General features: G+C 74.2%; 16 protein-coding genes. 11 read left to right on the top strand and 5 right to left on the bottom strand.

Annotation, left to right across the window (positions count from 1 at the left end; all coding sequences use genetic code 11):
* Window positions 1–19 precede the first annotated feature (19 nt).
* A complete protein-coding gene (locus RM609_RS18545; protein WP_311612264.1) occupies window positions 20–1,153 on the bottom strand; it encodes a GTP-binding protein in 1,134 nt (377 codons plus the stop codon).
* Window positions 1,154–1,381: 228 nt separating this feature from the next.
* On the opposite strand from RM609_RS18545, the gene RM609_RS18540 reads away from it, so the two are divergent.
* The 4 genes from RM609_RS18540 (at window position 1,382) to RM609_RS18525 (ending at window position 5,395) form a co-directional block, all read left to right on the top strand.
* Window positions 1,382–2,128 (top strand): TVP38/TMEM64 family protein, encoded by a 747-nt coding sequence (locus tag RM609_RS18540; RefSeq protein ID WP_311612263.1) that lies wholly within the window; start codon window positions 1,382–1,384, stop codon window positions 2,126–2,128.
* Window positions 2,129–2,271: 143 nt separating this feature from the next.
* Window positions 2,272–3,150 (top strand): undecaprenyl-diphosphate phosphatase, encoded by an 879-nt coding sequence (locus RM609_RS18535; protein ID WP_311612262.1) that lies wholly within the window; start codon window positions 2,272–2,274, stop codon window positions 3,148–3,150.
* A gap of 151 nt (window positions 3,151–3,301) precedes the next feature.
* Window positions 3,302–3,919: a TetR/AcrR family transcriptional regulator gene (locus RM609_RS18530; protein WP_311612260.1), complete on the top strand. Its 618-nt coding sequence runs from the start codon at window positions 3,302–3,304 to the stop codon at window positions 3,917–3,919.
* A gap of 111 nt (window positions 3,920–4,030) precedes the next feature.
* Window positions 4,031–5,395 (top strand): FAD-dependent oxidoreductase, encoded by a 1,365-nt coding sequence (locus RM609_RS18525; protein WP_311612258.1) that lies wholly within the window; start codon window positions 4,031–4,033, stop codon window positions 5,393–5,395.
* 115 nt (window positions 5,396–5,510) lie between these two features.
* Here RM609_RS18525 and RM609_RS18520 read toward each other — a convergent pair whose 3' ends face one another.
* Window positions 5,511–6,680: a PP2C family protein-serine/threonine phosphatase gene (locus RM609_RS18520; protein ID WP_311612257.1), complete on the bottom strand. Its 1,170-nt coding sequence runs from the start codon at window positions 6,678–6,680 to the stop codon at window positions 5,511–5,513.
* Window positions 6,681–7,012: 332 nt separating this feature from the next.
* Here RM609_RS18520 and RM609_RS18515 point away from each other — a divergent pair, with 332 nt between their 5' ends.
* The 3 genes from RM609_RS18515 (at window position 7,013) to RM609_RS18505 (ending at window position 9,822) form a co-directional block, all read left to right on the top strand.
* Complete coding sequence (locus tag RM609_RS18515; RefSeq protein WP_311612256.1) at window positions 7,013–7,690, top strand: uracil-DNA glycosylase; 678 nt, start codon at window positions 7,013–7,015, stop codon at window positions 7,688–7,690.
* 43 nt (window positions 7,691–7,733) lie between these two features.
* A complete protein-coding gene (locus RM609_RS18510; protein ID WP_311612255.1) occupies window positions 7,734–8,765 on the top strand; it encodes an N-acetylglucosamine kinase in 1,032 nt (343 codons plus the stop codon).
* A 106-nt stretch (window positions 8,766–8,871) separates the two neighbouring features.
* Window positions 8,872–9,822: a sirohydrochlorin chelatase gene (locus tag RM609_RS18505; protein ID WP_311612254.1), complete on the top strand. Its 951-nt coding sequence runs from the start codon at window positions 8,872–8,874 to the stop codon at window positions 9,820–9,822.
* Between the two features lie 103 nt (window positions 9,823–9,925).
* On the opposite strand, the gene RM609_RS18500 is transcribed toward RM609_RS18505, so the two are convergent.
* The gene (locus tag RM609_RS18500; RefSeq protein WP_311612253.1) at window positions 9,926–10,984 is read right to left on the bottom strand and encodes a lactonase family protein; all 1,059 of its coding nucleotides are present in this window, start codon (window positions 10,982–10,984) and stop codon (window positions 9,926–9,928) included.
* 177 nt (window positions 10,985–11,161) lie between these two features.
* Entirely contained in the window at window positions 11,162–12,658 is a 1,497-nt protein-coding gene (locus RM609_RS18495; RefSeq protein WP_311612251.1) for an FUSC family protein, read from the bottom strand.
* 350 nt (window positions 12,659–13,008) lie between these two features.
* Between RM609_RS18495 and RM609_RS18490 the strand changes: the two genes are divergently transcribed.
* The 3 genes from RM609_RS18490 to RM609_RS18480 all read left to right on the top strand — a co-directional run bounded on the left by RM609_RS18490 (window position 13,009) and on the right by RM609_RS18480 (window position 15,334).
* Entirely contained in the window at window positions 13,009–13,491 is a 483-nt protein-coding gene (locus RM609_RS18490) for an Lrp/AsnC family transcriptional regulator (protein ID WP_311612250.1), read from the top strand.
* Window positions 13,492–13,588: 97 nt separating this feature from the next.
* Window positions 13,589–14,305 (top strand): HAD family hydrolase, encoded by a 717-nt coding sequence (locus tag RM609_RS18485; RefSeq protein ID WP_311612249.1) that lies wholly within the window; start codon window positions 13,589–13,591, stop codon window positions 14,303–14,305.
* A gap of 102 nt (window positions 14,306–14,407) precedes the next feature.
* Entirely contained in the window at window positions 14,408–15,334 is a 927-nt protein-coding gene (locus RM609_RS18480) for a D-alanyl-D-alanine carboxypeptidase family protein (RefSeq protein ID WP_311612247.1), read from the top strand.
* Window positions 15,335–15,337: 3 nt separating this feature from the next.
* On the opposite strand, the gene RM609_RS18475 is transcribed toward RM609_RS18480, so the two are convergent.
* Complete coding sequence (locus RM609_RS18475) at window positions 15,338–15,760, bottom strand: secondary thiamine-phosphate synthase enzyme YjbQ (RefSeq protein WP_311612246.1); 423 nt, start codon at window positions 15,758–15,760, stop codon at window positions 15,338–15,340.
* 97 nt (window positions 15,761–15,857) lie between these two features.
* Between RM609_RS18475 and RM609_RS18470 the strand changes: the two genes are divergently transcribed.
* Window positions 15,858–17,012, top strand: coding sequence for an NAD(P)-binding domain-containing protein (locus RM609_RS18470; RefSeq protein WP_311612245.1), 1,155 nt, complete (start codon window positions 15,858–15,860; stop codon window positions 17,010–17,012).
* The last annotated feature ends 33 nt before the right edge of the window (window positions 17,013–17,045 follow it).

Here is a 17,045-nt window from a genome sequence, read left to right as displayed (position 1 = left end):
CGGGTGGCCGGGCGCCCGCTCACGCCGCTACGGCCGTCACCGTGCCGGTGCCGATGGTGCGGCCGCCCTCACGGATCGCGAAGGGCAGCCCGGCCCGCACCGGGAGCGGGCGGTCCAGCCCGACCGTCAGAGCCGTGCTCCCGCCGGGGCCGGCGCTGTCGCGCGGCCCGAGGCCGATCTCCCCGGTGACCTCGGCGGTCCGCAGATGGAAGCGGGCCCGGAAGCCGGTGCGGACCGGGGTGCGCCGGCCGCCCTCGGCCGCCGTCAGCAGCCGCGCCCGGGCGGTGAAGCGCCGGTGCACGGTGGCGCTGCCCGGCGCGGCGACCACGTCCCCGCGCCGTACCTCGTGCCCCTGCAAGCCGCGCAGCAGCAGCGCCACGCTGTCACCCGCCTGGGCGACCTCCATGCTGTGGCCGAAGGTCTCCATGCCCAGGACATGGGTGAGGCCGTACCCCTCGGGCAGCTCGACGACGTCGCGCGGGCGGACGGTGCCGCGCTCGACGGTGCCGGTGACGACGGTCCCGCGCCGGGGCACGATCAGGACGCGCTCCACCGGCAGCAGGAAAGGCGCGTCCGTGTAGCGGACCGGGGTGGGGAGGCAGGTGTCGACGGCGTCGAGCAGGGCTTCGATCGAGGCGGTCCAGCGCGGCTCGCCCCGCAGCGCGCCCAGCGCGGACACCCGGACGACGGGGGTGCGGCGGCCGTTGCCGCCCCGCGCGGTGAGCAGCCGCCGGACGTCCGCCTCGACGGCGTCGGCGCGCTCGGGCCGGGCGGCCTCGGCCTTGGTGAGGGCGACGACGAAGTGCTCCACGCCGGCGCGGCGGGCGAGGAGCAGATGCTCCGCGGTCTGCGGCCGGACGCCCTCCAGCGCCGAGACGACGAGGATCGCGCCGTCGAGCCCGGCGGTCCCCGACAGCATGTTCCCGGTGAAACGGGGGTTTCCGGGCAGGTCGGCGTGGGCGTAGTGACGGGTGTCCGTCTCATAGGCGACGTGCGCGGTGGCGACCGTGGGGCCGGACGGGAACCGTCGCGTGGGGGTACGGCCGAGACACACGGCGATGGCGCGGGTGAGTGTGGTCTTGCCGTGGTCGAGGTGGCCCATGGTGCCGATGTTGAGATGCGGCTTGGTGCGCGCATAGGCCTGCTGGGTCATGGCTCCTTCTCTCCGGGCTCTGGCGGAAGCGCTCCGGATCTCTCCGGGCTGGGTGGACGGGGCGGCGTCGTGGCGGCGCCGTGGCCCGTCCCCGGGCCCGACCGCACTGGCCCACGGCCCCCCAAGCGCGATGCTCGCGCACGGCCCCGGGCCCGTCGAATGCTTTTCCCCTGCGCCTTCTCACCGAGATCACACCGTCCATACGGCCACGTCGGTTACGCTCCTTCGATGCTCGATACCGCAGCGCCGCCCCCCGGCCCCGCCGAGCGCCGCGCCCGTGTGCTGCTGTCCCCGCGGGCCCGGCTGGGGCTGCTCGTCGCGCTGGTCGGCGGGGCCGTCGTGGCCGTGCTGCTCCTCCATCCGGAGCGCCTGCTCACGGGCGGCTGGCCGGACCGGCTGTCGGGCGGGGCGGCGGCACTGGTGCTCTTCGCCGGCGCGTACGGGCTGTGCACGGCGGCGTTCGTCCCGCGCCCGGTGCTGAGCCTGGCGGCGGGCGCCCTCTTCGGCGCGCCGCTCGGCACGACGGCGGCCGTGGTGGGGACGGTGCTGGGCTCGGCGCTCTCCTTCGGGCTGGGCCGGCTGCTGGGGCAGGATGCCCTGCGGCCGCTGGTACGGGGACGGTGGCTCACGGCCGCCGACCGGCAGCTGAGCCTCCACGGCTTCCGTTCGATGCTGGCGCTCCGGCTCTTCCCGGGGCTGCCGTTCGCCGGCGTGAACTACTGCGCCGCGGTCTCCCGGATGGGCTGGGCGCCCTTTCTGCTGGCCACCGCCCTGGGCAGCGCGCCCAACACCGCCGCCTACGTCATAGCGGGCAGTCGCGCGGCGTCCCCCACGTCCCCCGTGTTCCTCGGCGCGGCGGGCTTCCTGGCCATCACGGGGCTGGCGGCGGTCTTCGTCGCCTGGCGGCGGGGCGGGCGCCGGGACGAGCGCCAGGGCGGGCGGACCGCCGGTGACGCCCGGCCGTCCAGTGAGTGAATTGTCGCCACGAACTCCCGTACGCCAGACACCAGTTCGATCTAACGTGACATTCTGCGACCATCCCACCGGATCAAGGCGGCGCGTCGGCGCGGACCGTTCCGGGCCACGCCACGACCACCGCTATGGATGGCGCAGACTTCATGAGCTGGTTCGAATCCCTCGTCCTCGGGCTCGTACAGGGACTGACCGAGTTCCTGCCGATCTCCTCCAGTGCCCATCTGCGGCTGACCGCCGCCTTCGCGGACTGGCCGGACCCCGGCGCGGCGTTCACCGCGATCACCCAGATAGGCACCGAGGCCGCCGTCCTCATCTACTTCCGCCGGGACACCGCGCGCATCGTCTCCGCGTGGTTCCGCTCGCTCACCGACCGCCGGGCCCGCGCCCGCCGTGACCACGACGCGACGATGGGCTGGCTGGTGATCGTCGGCTCGCTCCCGATCGGCGTGCTGGGGCTGCTGCTCAAGGACGCCATCGCGGGCCCGTTCCGGGACCTCCGGCTGATCGCGACGACCCTCGTGGTGATGGGCGTCGTACTGGGCGTCGCCGACCGGCTGGCGGCCCGCGACGCGACGGGCGGCCGCCACCGGGCCGTACGCACGCGCAAGGGGCTGGCGGAGCTCGACGTCAAGGACGGCCTGGTCTTCGGCTTCTGCCAGGCCATGGCCCTGGTCCCGGGCGTCTCCCGGGCGGGCGCCACGATCAGCGGCGGTCTACTCATCGGCTACACCCGCGAGGCGGCGGCCCGGTACTCCTTCCTGCTGGCCGTGCCCGCGGTGCTCGCCTCGGGGCTCTTCGAGCTCAAGGACGCGGGCGACGGGCACACGGCGTGGGGGCCGACGCTCTTGGCGACGCTCGTCGCGTTCGTCGTCGGATACACCGTCATCGCATGGTTCATGAGGTTCATTTCGAGCAGGAGCTTCATGCCGTTCGTGATCTACCGCATCCTGCTGGGGCTGCTGCTCTTCGCCCTCGTCGGCGTGGGCGTCCTCGCCCCGCACGCCGGGGAGCTCTCGGGCTGACGGCCGGACGCGCGCGAGCGCTGATGCCCGGATCATCCCCCGCATGACCCGGACACCAGCGGACGAGCCGCTGTCCCGCCCGCCGGGAGGGACAGCCGGCCACCCCCTGAGTATATTGGCTCGGAGCCAGTCAACGCAGGAGTTAAAAGCAATGTCTCCGCGCAGCCCGGCGGTCAACGAGGAACTGCGCCGCCGCTCCATCGAGCGCCTGCTGCGGGCGACCGTCGAACTCGTCGACGAGCGGGGCTACGAGGCGACGACCCTCGCGGACATCGCGGACCGGGCGGGCACGGCGCGCGGGCTGGTCTCCTATTACTTCCCCGGCAAGCGGCAGCTGCTCCAGTCCGCCGTGCACCGGCTGATGCACCTGGAACTCGCCGCCTTCCTGGAGCGCGAGCCGCGCACGCGCGAGGGGCACGACCTGCTGGCCCGCGCGATCGACGCGGTCCTGGGGCTCGCCCGGGACCGGCCCAGGCTGATGCGCACCCACATGGCGGGCATCCTTACCGCCGAGGGCTTCATCCAGTGCCCCGAGCAGCAACGCCTCGCCGCCCTGCTCCGCGACACCATGGCCCGCTACGGCTCCGCCGACCCGGAGACCGACTACCGCCTGCTGCGCGCCCTGTTGATGGGCTCGGTCGTGGCGATCCTGCTGCCGGGGGCGCCGATGCCCGCCGAGCGGCTGCGCGCGGAGCTGTTCCAGCGGTACGCGCTCGCGTGGGAGCTCGGCTTCCCGCCCGGCGAACCGCCGCCGGCCCCGGGCGTCTGACGGACTCCCGGCGTCGGGGATCGCATCCGATCGCACCCGTGTGGCCCTTCTGCCCCTGCCGTGACACGGCCTTCGATGGGATCCTGGACGCACCCGCGGGAAGGAGCCCCTGTGCTTCGCGTCGCAGTCGTCGGATCGGGACCGAGCGGTGTCTACACGGCTCAGTCCCTGGTGGAGCAGCACACGGTGCCGGGAGTCAGGGTCGACGTGCTCGACCGGCTCCCCTGCCCGTACGGGCTGGTGCGCTACGGCGTCGCCCCGGACCACGAGAAGATCAAGTCGCTTCAGAACAACCTCCGCACCGCGCTGGAGCTGCCCGGGGTGACCTTCCTCGGCAATGTCTCGGTGGGGAACGGCCCGGGCGAGGTGACGCCGCGTCGGCTGCTGGAGCTCTACCACGCGGTGGTCTACTGCGTGGGCGCGGCCACCGACCGGCGGCTGGGCATCCCCGGCGAGGACCTGCCGGGCAGCTTCTCGGCGACCGATTTCGTCTCCTGGTACAGCGCCCACCCCGACGCCGCGCCCGGCGGGTTCGCGCTGGAGGCGCGCTCCGCCGTCGTCATCGGCGTCGGCAACGTGGCCGTCGACGTGGCGCGGGTGCTGGCGCGCCGCGCGGACGACCTACGGCCCACCGACGTGCCGGACGCGGCCCTGGCCGCGCTCGCCGCCAGCCGGGTGCGGGAGATCCACATGGTGGGCCGGCGGGGCCCGGCCCACGCCCGGTTCACCACCAAGGAGCTGCGCGAACTGGGCGCCCTGCCGGGTGCCGGGGCGCACGTACGGGCCGACGAGGCCGCGCTGGACCCCGCGTGGGCCGACCCCTCCGCGCTGCCCGCGGCCGCCCGCCGCAATGTGGAGGTGCTACGGGAGTGGTCCGGGCGGCCGGAGGCGGACGGGCTGCGGCGGATCCGGCTGCGGTTCTTCCTGCGGCCTGTCGCCCTGCTGGGTGACGATGCCGTACGGGCGGTGCGCTTCGAGCGGACGGCGCCGGACGGCAACGGCGGCGTCGTGGGCACCGGGCGGTTCGAGGAGATCGAGGCGCGGCTGGTCCTGCGCTCGGTGGGCTATCGCGGAGTGCCCATCCCCGGCCTGCCGTTCGACCCGGAGCGCGGCACCGTCCCCCACGACCAGGGGCGCGTGCTGCGGGACGAGGCGTACTCGCCGGGCGAGTACGTCGCGGGCTGGATCAAACGCGGGCCGACCGGGGTCATCGGCACCAACCGCCCCTGCGCCAAGGAAACCGTGGGCGCGCTGCTCTCCGACGCCCGGGCCCTCCTGGCACGCCGGCCGGCCGAGGACCCCCTCACCGCGCTGCGCGCGGCCGGCGGGGAGCCGGTGGAGTGGCCGGGCTGGCTGGGCATCGAGGCGGCCGAGGCCGCGCTGGGGCGGCGGCTGGGCCGGGGCACCGTGAAGATCCCGGACTGGGAGGGCTTGCTGACAGCGGCGCGCTCGACCAGCGGGACACCGGTGAACTGACGTCTCGCGGCGCTTCGCCGGGGGGACGGTGGAGCGGGGCGTCGGGGCGTCGGGGCGAATGCTGCCGGGCGGACGCCGTCGTACGGGCCGTCGCGTGGAACGCCCAGGTGGACCGTCACACGGGCCGTTCGGGCGGACTGGCGTGCGGGGCATGCGGAACGTGCCGACGGGCCGTCCGGGCGGACTGGCGTTCGATGGCGACGAGGGCGACGTCGTCGCCCAGGAAGCCGCCCGCGTGGGCGACCAGATCGCCGTGCAGCCGCTGGGCGAGCCGCTGGGGATCGGTTTCCCGCCACGCCCGGAGCCGGTCGGCGAGGGGGTAGAAGACGCCGTCGGCGTCACGGGTCTCGATGACCCCGTCCGTGTAGAGCAGCAGGAGGTCGCCGTCCCGGTAGGGGAAGGTCTCGGCCTCGTAGTCGTCCTCGGTGACGCGGCCGTCCACCCCGAGGGGGAGGGCGGGGTCCCGTACCGCCAGTTCCGTCGGCTCGCCGTCGCGCAACAGGATCGGCGGCGGGTGGCCGCAATTGATGAGCCGGACCACCTGCTCGTCGTCGGGGATGTCCAGGACCGCGGCCGTGACGAACCGTTCCCCGGCCGAGGCGTCGCCGGTGAGCTCCTCGGGCTCCGAGTAGATGGCGTTCTGGAGGTGTGCCACCAGCCGGGGCAGCGGCGGATCGCGGTGGGCGGCCGCGCGGTAGGCGCCGAGCAGCAGGGCCGCGTCGCCGACCGCCGTAAGCCCCTTGCCCCGTACGTCGCCGATCATCACGCGGGCGCCCCGGGGGGTGCGTACGGCCGCGTAGAGGTCGCCGCCGATCTGCGCCCCGGCCTCCGCCGCGATGTACACCGACGCGATCCGCAGCGGGCCCAGGTGGGCCGGCAGCGGCCTGAGCAGGACCTTCTGGGCGACGTCGGCCACCCAGCGGGCCTGGCTGAGCGCCCTCTCGCGGCCCTCGTGGACGGAGCGGAAGATCACGACGAACAGGGTGATCACCACGAGCGCGATGATCTGCGCCTGATGGTTGGACGTCCACAGCCCGCCGTGGAAGATGCCGATGATGATCTGGGCGGCCACGGCGAGGGCGCCGATGAGGGCGGTGAGCCGGGGGCCGGCGAACACCGCGGTGATCGTGGGGGCCACGACCAGCAGGGGGCCGAGGTGGATGTTGGGCGCGGTCAGCAGGTCCATCGCCGTGATCAGGCCGATCAGCCCCAGCGGCACCGCGATCAGCGTGCGGCTGGGGCGCCACGACTCACCGGGGTCCGGCAGGCGGTGCTGAAGGCGCATGCTTCCTGCTTACATTCCCCGGGGCCCGGCCGCCTGTCGGACGGGGAAGTCCCGTCAAGGCCCGCCCGAGGTTAAGTCATAAAGGATGACAAGCCGGTGATGGGCCCCGGGCACCGCGGCGGGTGAATCCGCAGGACGCGTGGCGCCGTCGCACCGGCCGGTCCGCGCTCCCCGTCCCGGCGTCCCCACCGGGCGGCGGCCCCGTCTCGCGTACGATCTTTGCCTCACGCACCAGTGTCCACCGCGACAGCGTCGACACAGCGACACCGTCCGTATGCGGCGACACCGTTGCGAGGACAGTCCGTATACAAGGACAGGGAGGCACGGCAGCCGTGGCTGCGAGACCCTTGAACGAAATCGTCGAACCGGGCTGGGCCAAGGCGCTCGAGCCGGTGGCCGGGCGGATCGCCGCCATGGGCGACTTCCTGCGCGCCGAGATCGCGGCGGGCCGGACCTACCTGCCGTCGGGCGCGAATGTGCTGCGCGCCTTCCAGCAGCCGTTCGACGACGTCAGAGTACTGATCGTGGGTCAGGACCCCTATCCCACGCCCGGCCACGCCGTCGGCCTCAGCTTCTCCGTAGCCCCGGAGGTGCGCCCGCTCCCGGGCAGCCTGGAGAACATATTCCGTGAGCTGCACACGGACATCGGGCTGCCCCGGCCGTCCAACGGCGACCTCACCCCGTGGACCCGGCAGGGGGTGCTGCTGCTCAACAGGGCGCTGACCACCGCCCCGCGCAAGCCCGCCGCCCACCGGGGCAAGGGGTGGGAGGAGGTCACCGAGCAGGCGATCCGGGCGCTGGTGTCCCGGGGCAAGCCGATGGTGGCGGTGCTCTGGGGGCGCGACGCCCGCAATCTGCGGCCGCTGCTGGGCGGGGTGCCGTGCGTGGAGTCGGCGCACCCCTCCCCCATGTCGGCGGACCGCGGCTTCTTCGGCTCGCGCCCGTTCAGCCGGACCAACGACCTGCTCGACCGGCAGGGCATGGCGCCGGTCGACTGGCGACTGCCCTGACTGCCCTGACACGGGGCCGGGCCCGGGCGATAGGGTGCGCGCCATGTCGCTTCGTACCGGCACGGCGGGCAGGGGCAGAGCGGGCACGGTCCTGGGCGTCGACTCGGGCGGCTCGGGCCTGCGGGTGGCCCTCGCCCCGGCCGATGGCGACGGCTCCGCGCTGACCTGGTCCTCGCCCGTGCCGGTCGGCACGGGCGAGCGCGGCATCGACGCGCCGGACCTGCTCGACCGGGTGCTGCCCGCCGCCCGGCGGCTGCTCCACGAGGCCGGGTCGCCGGGCTGCGACGCCGTGTGCGTGGGGGCCGCCGGCATGGCGACCCTGGGCGACGACCTCCACGCCGTACTGCCCGGAGTGCTGCGCGCCGAACTCGGCGCCCGGCGGCTGGCGCTGGCCAGCGACGCCGTGACCGCCTACGCGGGCGCGCTGGGGCAGCGCCCGGGTGTGGTCGTCGCCGCCGGAACGGGCGTGATCGCGCTCGGCACCTCCCTCGGCCCGGAGGGCCGCTGGCGGCGCGCCGACGGCTGGGGCCATCTGCTGGGCGACTGCGGTGGCGGCGCCTGGATCGGACGGGCCGGGATGGAAGCGGCGATGCGCGCGTTCGACGGGCGCGTCGGCGGATCACCGGCGCTGCTGGCCCGTCTGGAGGCGGTCTTCGGCCCGGCGTGCGGACTGCCCGGAAAGCTCTACCCCCGGCCGGACCGGCCCGCCGTCCTGGCCTCCTTCGCCCCCGAGGTGGGACGCTGCGCGGCGGACGACCCGGTCGCGGCGGGCATCCTGCGGGAGGCCGCGCGCCACCTCGCCGCGGCGGCCGCGGCGGCGTGCCCGTCGGCGATGGGTCCGTTGTCAACCGGCCCGGGGGCGGCACCCGAGGTGGCGCTGACGGGTGGGCTGTTCCGTATGGGCGAGGCTCTGCTCTCCCCCGTCCAGGAGGAATTGCAAAAGCAACTTCCGCAAGCCCGACTGACGACCTCCCAGGGCGACCCCCTCACGGGGGCGTTGCGCGTGGCCACGGCACTGGCGGAGGACACCCTCGCACTGCCGGTGGACGGCGCGCTGCTGCGCGTCGTTCGCTGATCACATCCGCACCCAACGGATGAGTCGGCGAATAAAGCCGGACAGACCTTGATCATTTACCCCCACCCAAACGGACGAGTCGTATGAACGGCTAGCATGCAACGCCATGAGCTCCCCCACAGGGCCCACGCCGGGCCTGCCAGTACGAATGCCGCGCCCCCGTCAGCCCGGGCGGCACCGGCGGCCGGAGCCCGCGGCTGCTCCGGCGGGCGCTCCCCCGCTGGTACTCGCCGTGCCCGGGACGCCCGACATCACCACGCACCGTCTCGCCGAGGAGCTGCTGAGCATCGCCCGCTCGGAGCTTCCGGGCCTCGACGCGCGCATCGGCTACGTGGACGTCGCCGAGAGCGGCGACGCCGGTGACGGCTTCCCCGCCCTGGACGCCGTCCTCGGCCACGCCTCCGCCCAGCGCGACGCCCGCATGGCCGAGGCCGAGGCCGCCGAGGGCCCGGAGGGCGCCGCCGTCTGGGCGCAGGCGCCCGACGCCGTCGTCGTGCCGCTGCTGGCGGGGCCGGACAGCGCCGTCGTCCGCCGCATACGCCAGGCCGTACTGAACAGCGGCTGCGCCAGCGAGCTCACCGACGCGCTCGGCCCGCACCCGCTGCTCGCGGAGGCCCTGCACGTCCGCCTCTCGGAGGCCGGGCTGGCCCGCGCCGACCGCGCCCGACTGTTCACAGTCACAACGGCCGCTGACGGCATCGTCCTGGCGACGGTCGGCGGCGAGGAGGCCGTGCAGTCCGCCGGCATCACCGGCATGCTGCTCTCCGCCCGTCTCGCGGTGCCGGTGCTGCCCGCCGCGCTGGACGAGGACGGCGCCGTCGCCCGCGCCGCCGACCAGCTGCGCTCCTCCGGCTCCCGGAACCTGGCGCTGGCCCCGTGCCTCATCGGCCCCGAGGTCGACGAGACCCTCACGGCCATGGCGGCGAAGGAGGCCGGCTGCGCCGCCGCCGAGCCGCTGGGTGAGTACCCGTCGGTAGGCAAGCTCGTCCTCGCCACGTACGCGGCCGCGCTCGGCATCACGCTGCCGGCGGCGCAGGGCGCCCCGGCCGCCCGGTAACCCGGCCGTCCGTACCGCCACGGGAGGGGCCTCCGCTGCCGGAGGCCCCTCCCGGCGTTTTCGGCCCCGCGCCCCGCGCTGCCGGGGCGAAGGAGACCGGGGCTCAGGCGAAAACCACGCAGGACGCCGCCGCGATCACGGTCGAGCCCGTCCGCGCCGGTATGCCCGTGTCCGGGTCGACGGCGAACCAGGTGACGTCCCCGGAGCGCTCGTTGGCCACGTACAGCACCCGTCCGTCCGGGCCGGCGGCCAGGTCGCGGGGCCAGTGCCCGCCGCAGCCGACGGTGCCGAGCAGCACGAGCTCGTCGCCGGCAGGGTCGAGGGAGAGCGTGGCGACGCTGTCGTGGCCCCGGTTGGCCGCCCACAGGAAGCGGCCGTCGGCGGAGATCACGGGCGCGGACGGATACGTCGGCCCCTCCGTCCCGGCCGGTACGACACGCGTCTCGCCCAAGGGCTCGAGCGTCCCCGCGGCCCCGTCCCAGCGGCAGACGGTGACGGTCGGCTCCAGCTCGTTGAGGACATAGGCGCGGTCACCACGCGGATGGAAGACCAGATGCCGGGGGCCGCTGCCTGGGCGCAGCCGGGCCTCCCCGTGCGGGCCGGGGGCGCCGGTGACGGGGTCGGTCCCGTAGATCCACACCGAGTCCGTGCCCAGGTCGGTCGCGAGCAGCCAGCGCCCGCTGGGGTCGGGCACCACCGCGTGCGCGTGCGGGCCGGCCTGACGGTCCGGCACCGGGCCGCCGCCCTGGTGCGGGAACACCGCCGAGGGGGCGCCCAGGGCTCCGCCCATGCGGACGGGCAGCGCGCTGACGCTGCCGGAGCCGTAATTGGCGGTGAGCAGCCACGGGCCGGCGGTGGCGAGGTGGGTGGGCCCGTCGCCCCGGACGGGAACGGGCGGGCCCAGGAGCGCGGGCCGCGCGGGATCCGCGAGGGAGAACGCGGCGACGGCTCCCTCGTCGGTCTCGCTGACCGCGTAGAGCACGTCGCCCCCGGGGGAGAGCGCGAGGTACGACGGGTTCACGACCGCGTCGGTGGTGTGGACGGGTCTGAGCGCGCCCGTCACGGCGTCGACCTCGGCGACGGTCAGGCCGGCGCCGCCCGCCTCGGTGAACGAGCCGATGTACGCCCACCGGCGCCGGGGTCCTTCGCTGCCGTTCGCCATGCCGTCCTCCCCCTCGCGGCCCGCCGGGTCCGTCGTGGCCCGTCGAGCGCTGGATCACTGTCAGTGGCTCCGACGCTACACGGCGGCACTGACAACGCCTCGACCGGCCGGTTCCCCGTCCGGCGCGCCGCCTGCCCGGGGCTCCGCACGTCGGGGAGGGCCCGGGGGCGGGGCCGCTCAGGCGGCGGGGGCGAAGACCCCGCGCGCGCCTTCCCGCAGCGGCGCGGCCAGCGAGGCGAGGGACGCCTCCAGGTCGCGCAGGTGGGCGAGGGCGGTCTCGGCGCCGGGGTGGTGGTGCGGGTCGGCGCCGGGCCCGGCCGTGGCCAAGGGCGTCTCGCCGGGGGCGGCCAGGGCCAGCAGCGCGGATTCGACGCGGTCGCAGGCGGCGGTCAGCCGGGCGTCGTGGGAGGCGGCCGGATCGGCGGCGACCTCCGCCAGGCCGCGGGCCTGCCGGGCGCAGTCGTCGAGGTGGGCGAGGACCGCCAGGGCCCGCTCGCGACGTGCCCGCAGCGGGCTGAGCGGGTGGAGCAGCGGGGCGAGGGAGACCCGCACCTTGGTCAGGAGGAGCTCCAGTTCGGCGACGTGCGGGGCGGGGTCGGCCGTCTCGTCGCCGGCCAGCCGGCGCGCGGAATCGGCGGTGCAGTGGCGCACGGCCAGCAGGGACCGCTGGATCCAGGCGTCGGTGGCGGCGTGCGTGGTGACGGGCAGGACGACGGCGACGGCGACGACCGCGCCCGCCGCGCCCACGAGGGTCTGTTCGAAGCGCAGTGCCAGCAGGCCTGGGTGGAGCACGCCGAGGAGCCCGTACAGCAGGCCGGCCATGACGGTCACGAAGAACATCATCCAGCTGTAGGAGGGGGCGGCGGTGTAGAAGATCCCGAAGACGCAGAGGGCGACCAGGGCGGCGGTGGGCACGGGCGCGCCGTGCAGGGGTACGGCCACGAGCAGGCCGGCGGCGATGCCCGCGAGGGTGCCGACGACGCGGCGGAAGCCGCGGACGAGGGTCTCGCCGCGCGAGGCGGTGTTGACGAAGATCCACCAGGCCGTGCCGACGGCCCAGTACCAGCGCTCCTGGGAGACCAGCTGGCCGACGGCGAGGGCCAGGCCGCAGGCGAGGGCGGCCTGGAAGGCCTGCCGGGTGGTGGCGCGCGCGAGGCCCCGGACGGCGAGGGGTGCCGGGGCGGCGGGCGGCGGGGTGCGCCGCTCGAGGGGCCAGGCCAGGAAGCGGACGCCGCCGGCGGCCGCCAGGCCCAGGAGCACCGCCGCGTAAAGGTGCGGCAGCTGGGCGGGGACGGCGTGGAGGAACTGCGTCGCGAAGAACATCATGAAGCCGAAGATCCCGAGGGCGTTGCCCCGGGGGCCCCAGCGGCGGGCGTACACCCCGCAGAAGACGACGGCGAGGAAGGCCGCGTCACGGAGGAGCGGCAGCCCGTGGAGGGCCGTCGCCAGCGCGAGGACGGGCAGGCCGACGGCGGGCAGCAGGGCGGTGGTGACCGTCTGGCGGCGGACGGTCGGGTCGGCGACCGTGAACAGCGCGAGCAGTGCCGCGAGCCCACCGGTGATGGAGGCCGTCAGCGGCAGCCCGGACAGTGCCACGACGGTGACCGCGAGGCCCACGCCCAGCACGGCGCGGGTGGCGGTCCGAAGCCTGGCCCGGCCCGGATCTGGTGCCACGAACGCCCTCTTCAGCACTGATTACCGCCCCTTCGACGCCCTGATGCGAACTGATGCGACCTGATGCGAAACCGCCGTGGATCCCGGCGCGGAGCCATGGGGAAACCCGGCATGAAAAAGGCGCCGCGGGAATCCGCAGCGCCATCGACCGGAACATCACACCATCACTTCGGCTGTTGGCTCAAGAGTGCCGAGAAAAACTGAGCCATTGGCCCAGCAGAACGCCGGGTAGCTGCGCCATGAGAGGGCCAATGGCCGCGTTCCGGGGGTTCGAGCGGCTCCGCCCCCGGCGACTGGGCCATTGGTACAGTGCGGGCCGGGACGAACGACCACGAGGGAGCCGATGGCCCATGGCCGTGGACGCGCTGGACGCCAGGATCCTGCGGCTGCTGCTGGAGCGGCCGCGGACGAGCGCTCGGGAGTACGCGCGGCTGCTGGGGATCGCGCGCGGCACGCTCCAGGCACGGCTCGACCGGCTGGAGCGCGACGGTGTGATCACCGGGACCGGCCCCCGTCTCTCCCCCGCCGCGCTGGGCCACCCGGTGCTGGCGTTCGTCCACATTGAGGTCACCCAGGGCCATCTGGACAGCGTGGCGAACGACCTCGGCGACGTGCCGGAGATCATCGAGGCGTTCTCGATAACGGGCGGCGGTGATCTGATGGCGCGCGTCGTCGCCCGGGACCCGGCGCATCTGGAGGATGTGATCCAGCGGCTGGTGCAGCTGCCCGGCGTGGTGCGCACGCGGACCGAGATGGTGCTGCGCGAGCGGGTGCCGTACCGGATGGTGCCGCTGGTGGAATCGGTGGGGCGGGCGGCGCAGCGCTCCACCTGACCGTCGGGCCCCGTGGGCTCCATGGGCTCCATGGGCTCCATGGGCTCCATGGGCTCCATGGGCTCCATGGGCTCCATGGGCTCCATGGGCTCCTGCCATGCTGGGGCGCGTGATCACTTCAGACGTGCCCTCGCCTCTCGCGGTCATCTTCGATCTCGACGGAACGCTGGTGGACAGCGAGCCGAACTATTTCGAGGCGGGCCGGGGCGTGCTCGCCCGCCACGGTGTGCGCGACTTCGGCTGGGACGAGCACCTGCGGTTCGTCGGCATCGGCACGCGCGAGACGCTGGAGACCCTGCGTAGGGAGTACCGCCTCGGCGTGCCCGTGGACGAGCTGCTCGCCGAGACGAACCACGCGTATCTGGAGCTGGCGGGCACGCGCACCGAGGCGTTCCCCCGGATGCGGGCGTATGTGGAGCGGCTGTACGCGGCCGGGGTACCGCTGGCCGTGGCGTCCGGTTCCTCGCTCCGGACCATCGAAGCGGTGCTGAAGTGCGTCGGTCTGACGGATCGTTTCGCCGCGGTGGTCTCGGCCGAGGAGGTGGCCCGCGGCAAGCCCGGGCCGGACGTCTTCCTGGAGGCGGCACGGCGGTTGGGCGTGGAGCCCGGTGAGTGCGTGGTGGTGGAGGACGCGCCTCCGGGCGCCGAGGCGGCGCACCGGGCGGGGATGCGGTGCGTGGGGGTGCCGTACGCGCCCTCCGTGGCCGCGGATCCGGCGTTCGGCACGGCGGGGCTGCTGTTCCCGGGCGGTCAGGCGGAGTTCGACGCCGCGCGGGCCTATGCGTGGGTCTTCGACGGCTCCGGCGGCCGCTGAGGAAAGCCTCGTTTCCCGGTCTCCCCGCACGTTTCTCCCCGTGGAGTTGTGGGTGCGATTATCTGCACGCCCATACCCCATCCACGAGGAAAAGGTCCGTCCATGGATCCACTCAGGAGCAGATCCGTCCGTCGCCGGTGCGTGGCCGCGATCGCCTCGGCGATCGCGCTGGCCGTCGCGCTGCCCACGGCGACCGCCCAGGCGGCGAGCGGCCCGTCCGGTATCGCCGCGAAGGGCGCATTCCTGCTCGACAGCGGAGCGAACCACGCACTGTGGGGCAAGGAGGCCGACACCCGGCGGCAGATGGCCAGCACCACCAAGATCATGACCGCCATCACGGTGCTGGACAAGCGCGGCGTCGACCTCGGCAAGAAGGTCACCGTCAAGCAGTCGTACCGCGACTACGTGGCCCGCACCGGTGCCAGCACCGCCGATCTACGGACGGGCGACACCCTGACCGTACGTCAGCTGCTGTACGGGCTGATGCTCCCCTCCGGGTGCGACGCCGCGTACGCGCTCGCCGACACCTTCGGCATGGGCAACACCGAAGCCGCCCGCACGCGGTCGTTCATTGCCAAGATGAACAAGACGGCCGAGGACCTGGGTCTGAGGAACACCCGGTACGACTCGTTCGACGGCATATCGGCCGGGGGCGACAACTACACCACGCCCCGTGACTCGGCCACGCTGGCCCGGCACGCGATGGCCAACAGCACGTTCGCCACGGTGGTCGGAACGACAGCCACCCGCCAGAAGGCCGTGAACGTCAACCGCACCTACTACTGGGACAACACCAACAAGCTGCTCGGGTCCTACCAGGGGGCGATCGGCATCAAGACCGGTACCGGCACGGCCGCCGGGCCGTGCCTGGTATTCGCCGCCCAGCGCGGCAAGCGCACGGTCGTGGGCGTCATCCTCAACGACCCCACGAACCGCTACCCGGACGCCGCGCGGATGCTCGACTGGGCCTTCGGCACGAAGACCGCGCTGAAGCTGCGCCGGCTTCCGCAGTCGGCGCAGAAGGACTGATCCTCAGCCCAGGAAGCTCAGCCGCACCTGGCGGTCCGGATTGTCCACGTTGGTATCGACCAGACACACGGACTGCCAGGTTCCGAGCTCCAGCCGCCCGCCGATGACCGGGAGGGTCGCGTGCGGCGGCACCAGGGCCGGCAGCACGTGGTCGCGGCCGTGGCCCCTGCTGCCGTGCCGGTGCCGCCAGCGGTCGTCCGCGGGCAGCAGGTCCCGCAGCGCGGCCAGCAGGTCGTCGTCGCTGCCCGCACCCGTCTCCAGCACCGCCACACCGGCGGTCGCGTGGGGCACGAACACATTGAGCAGGCCGTCGCGGCCCCCGGCCGCCTCGCGCAGGAACGCCTCGCAGTGGTCGGTGAGGTCGTACACGCGCTCGGAACGGCCGGTGGTGATCTCCAGGACATGGGTGCGGAAGGTATCGCTCATGCGCTCATCTTCGTACGGATACCGCGCCCCGTCGTACCGGTAGCCCCGGTCGGTGCCCGCCGGGAAGGGATCGCCCACTCCGATAGTTAGTAGAAACATGAACGAAATCGGGGTGCGGGACGTCGAGGCCGTGGTCGTGGGCGCCGGGCAGGCGGGCCTGTCCGCCGCCTACCACCTGCGGCGCACGGGACACGAGCCGGAGCGGGACTTCGTCGTCCTGGACCGGTCGCCGCGCCCGGGCGGCGCCTGGCAGTTCCGCTGGCCGACCCTGACCTACGGCAAGGTGCACGGCATGCACGCCCTGCCGGGCATGGAGCTGACGGACGCGGACGACGACCGGCCCTCCTCGGAGGTGATCGCCGGGTACTTCGCCGACTACGAGCGCGCCTTCGGCCTGCGCGTGCGCCGGCCGGTCGAGGTGCGCGCGGTACGCGAGGGCGACGGCGGACGGCTGCGGGTGGAGACGTCCGAAGGAACCTGGTCGGCCCGTGCGCTGATCAACGCGACCGGCACCTGGGACCGGCCCTTCTGGCCCCGCTACTCCGGCCAGAAAAGCTTCCGGGGCCGTCAGCTGCACACCGCGGACTACCCCGGGCCGGACGCCTTCGCCGGGCTGCGGGTCGTGGTCGTCGGCGGCGGCACCTCGGCGGTGCAGCACCTGCTGGAGATCGCCGAGGTGGCGGCCGCCACGACCTGGGTGACGCGCCGGCCGCCGGTGTTCCGCGACGGCCCCTTCGACGAGGCGCGCGGACGCGACGCCGTCGCCATGGTGGAGCGACGGGTACGGGAGGGCCTCCCGCCGCGGAGCGTCGTGTCGGTGACGGGCCTCCCGATGACGGCCGCGATGGAACGGGCCCGCAAGACCGGAGTCCTGGACCGGCTGCCCATGTTCGACCGCGTCACACCGACCGGTGTCGCCTGGGCCGACGGCACGGCCGTCGACGCGGACGTCATCCTGTGGGCCACCGGATTCCGGGCGGCCCTCGGCCACCTCGCCCCGCTGGGGCTGCGCGAACCGGGCGGCGGCATCCGGGTCGAGGGCACACGCGCGCTCCGCGACCCCCGCGTCCACCTGGTCGGCTACGGCCCATCGGCGAGCACCATCGGCGCCAACCGCGCCGGGCGCGCCGCCGTGCGCGAGATCGGGGAGCTCCTGGCGGAGGGCCTGCCGGACACGACGGGATCTTCGGATTCCCCGGGTTCTTCTGATTCTTCGGGTTCTTCCCAGCGGGCGCTCGCTGCGGCAGTATGAGGCGGCGAAGACGATCACTGGCCGGAGCGTCAC

The organism is Streptomyces hesseae (genome assembly GCF_031845785.1).
GTDB classification, from domain to species: Bacteria; Actinomycetota; Actinomycetes; order Streptomycetales; family Streptomycetaceae; genus Streptomyces; species Streptomyces hesseae.
Note: the sequence above shows the minus strand (reverse complement) of the source record. Positions and strands in the feature narration are given on the sequence as shown.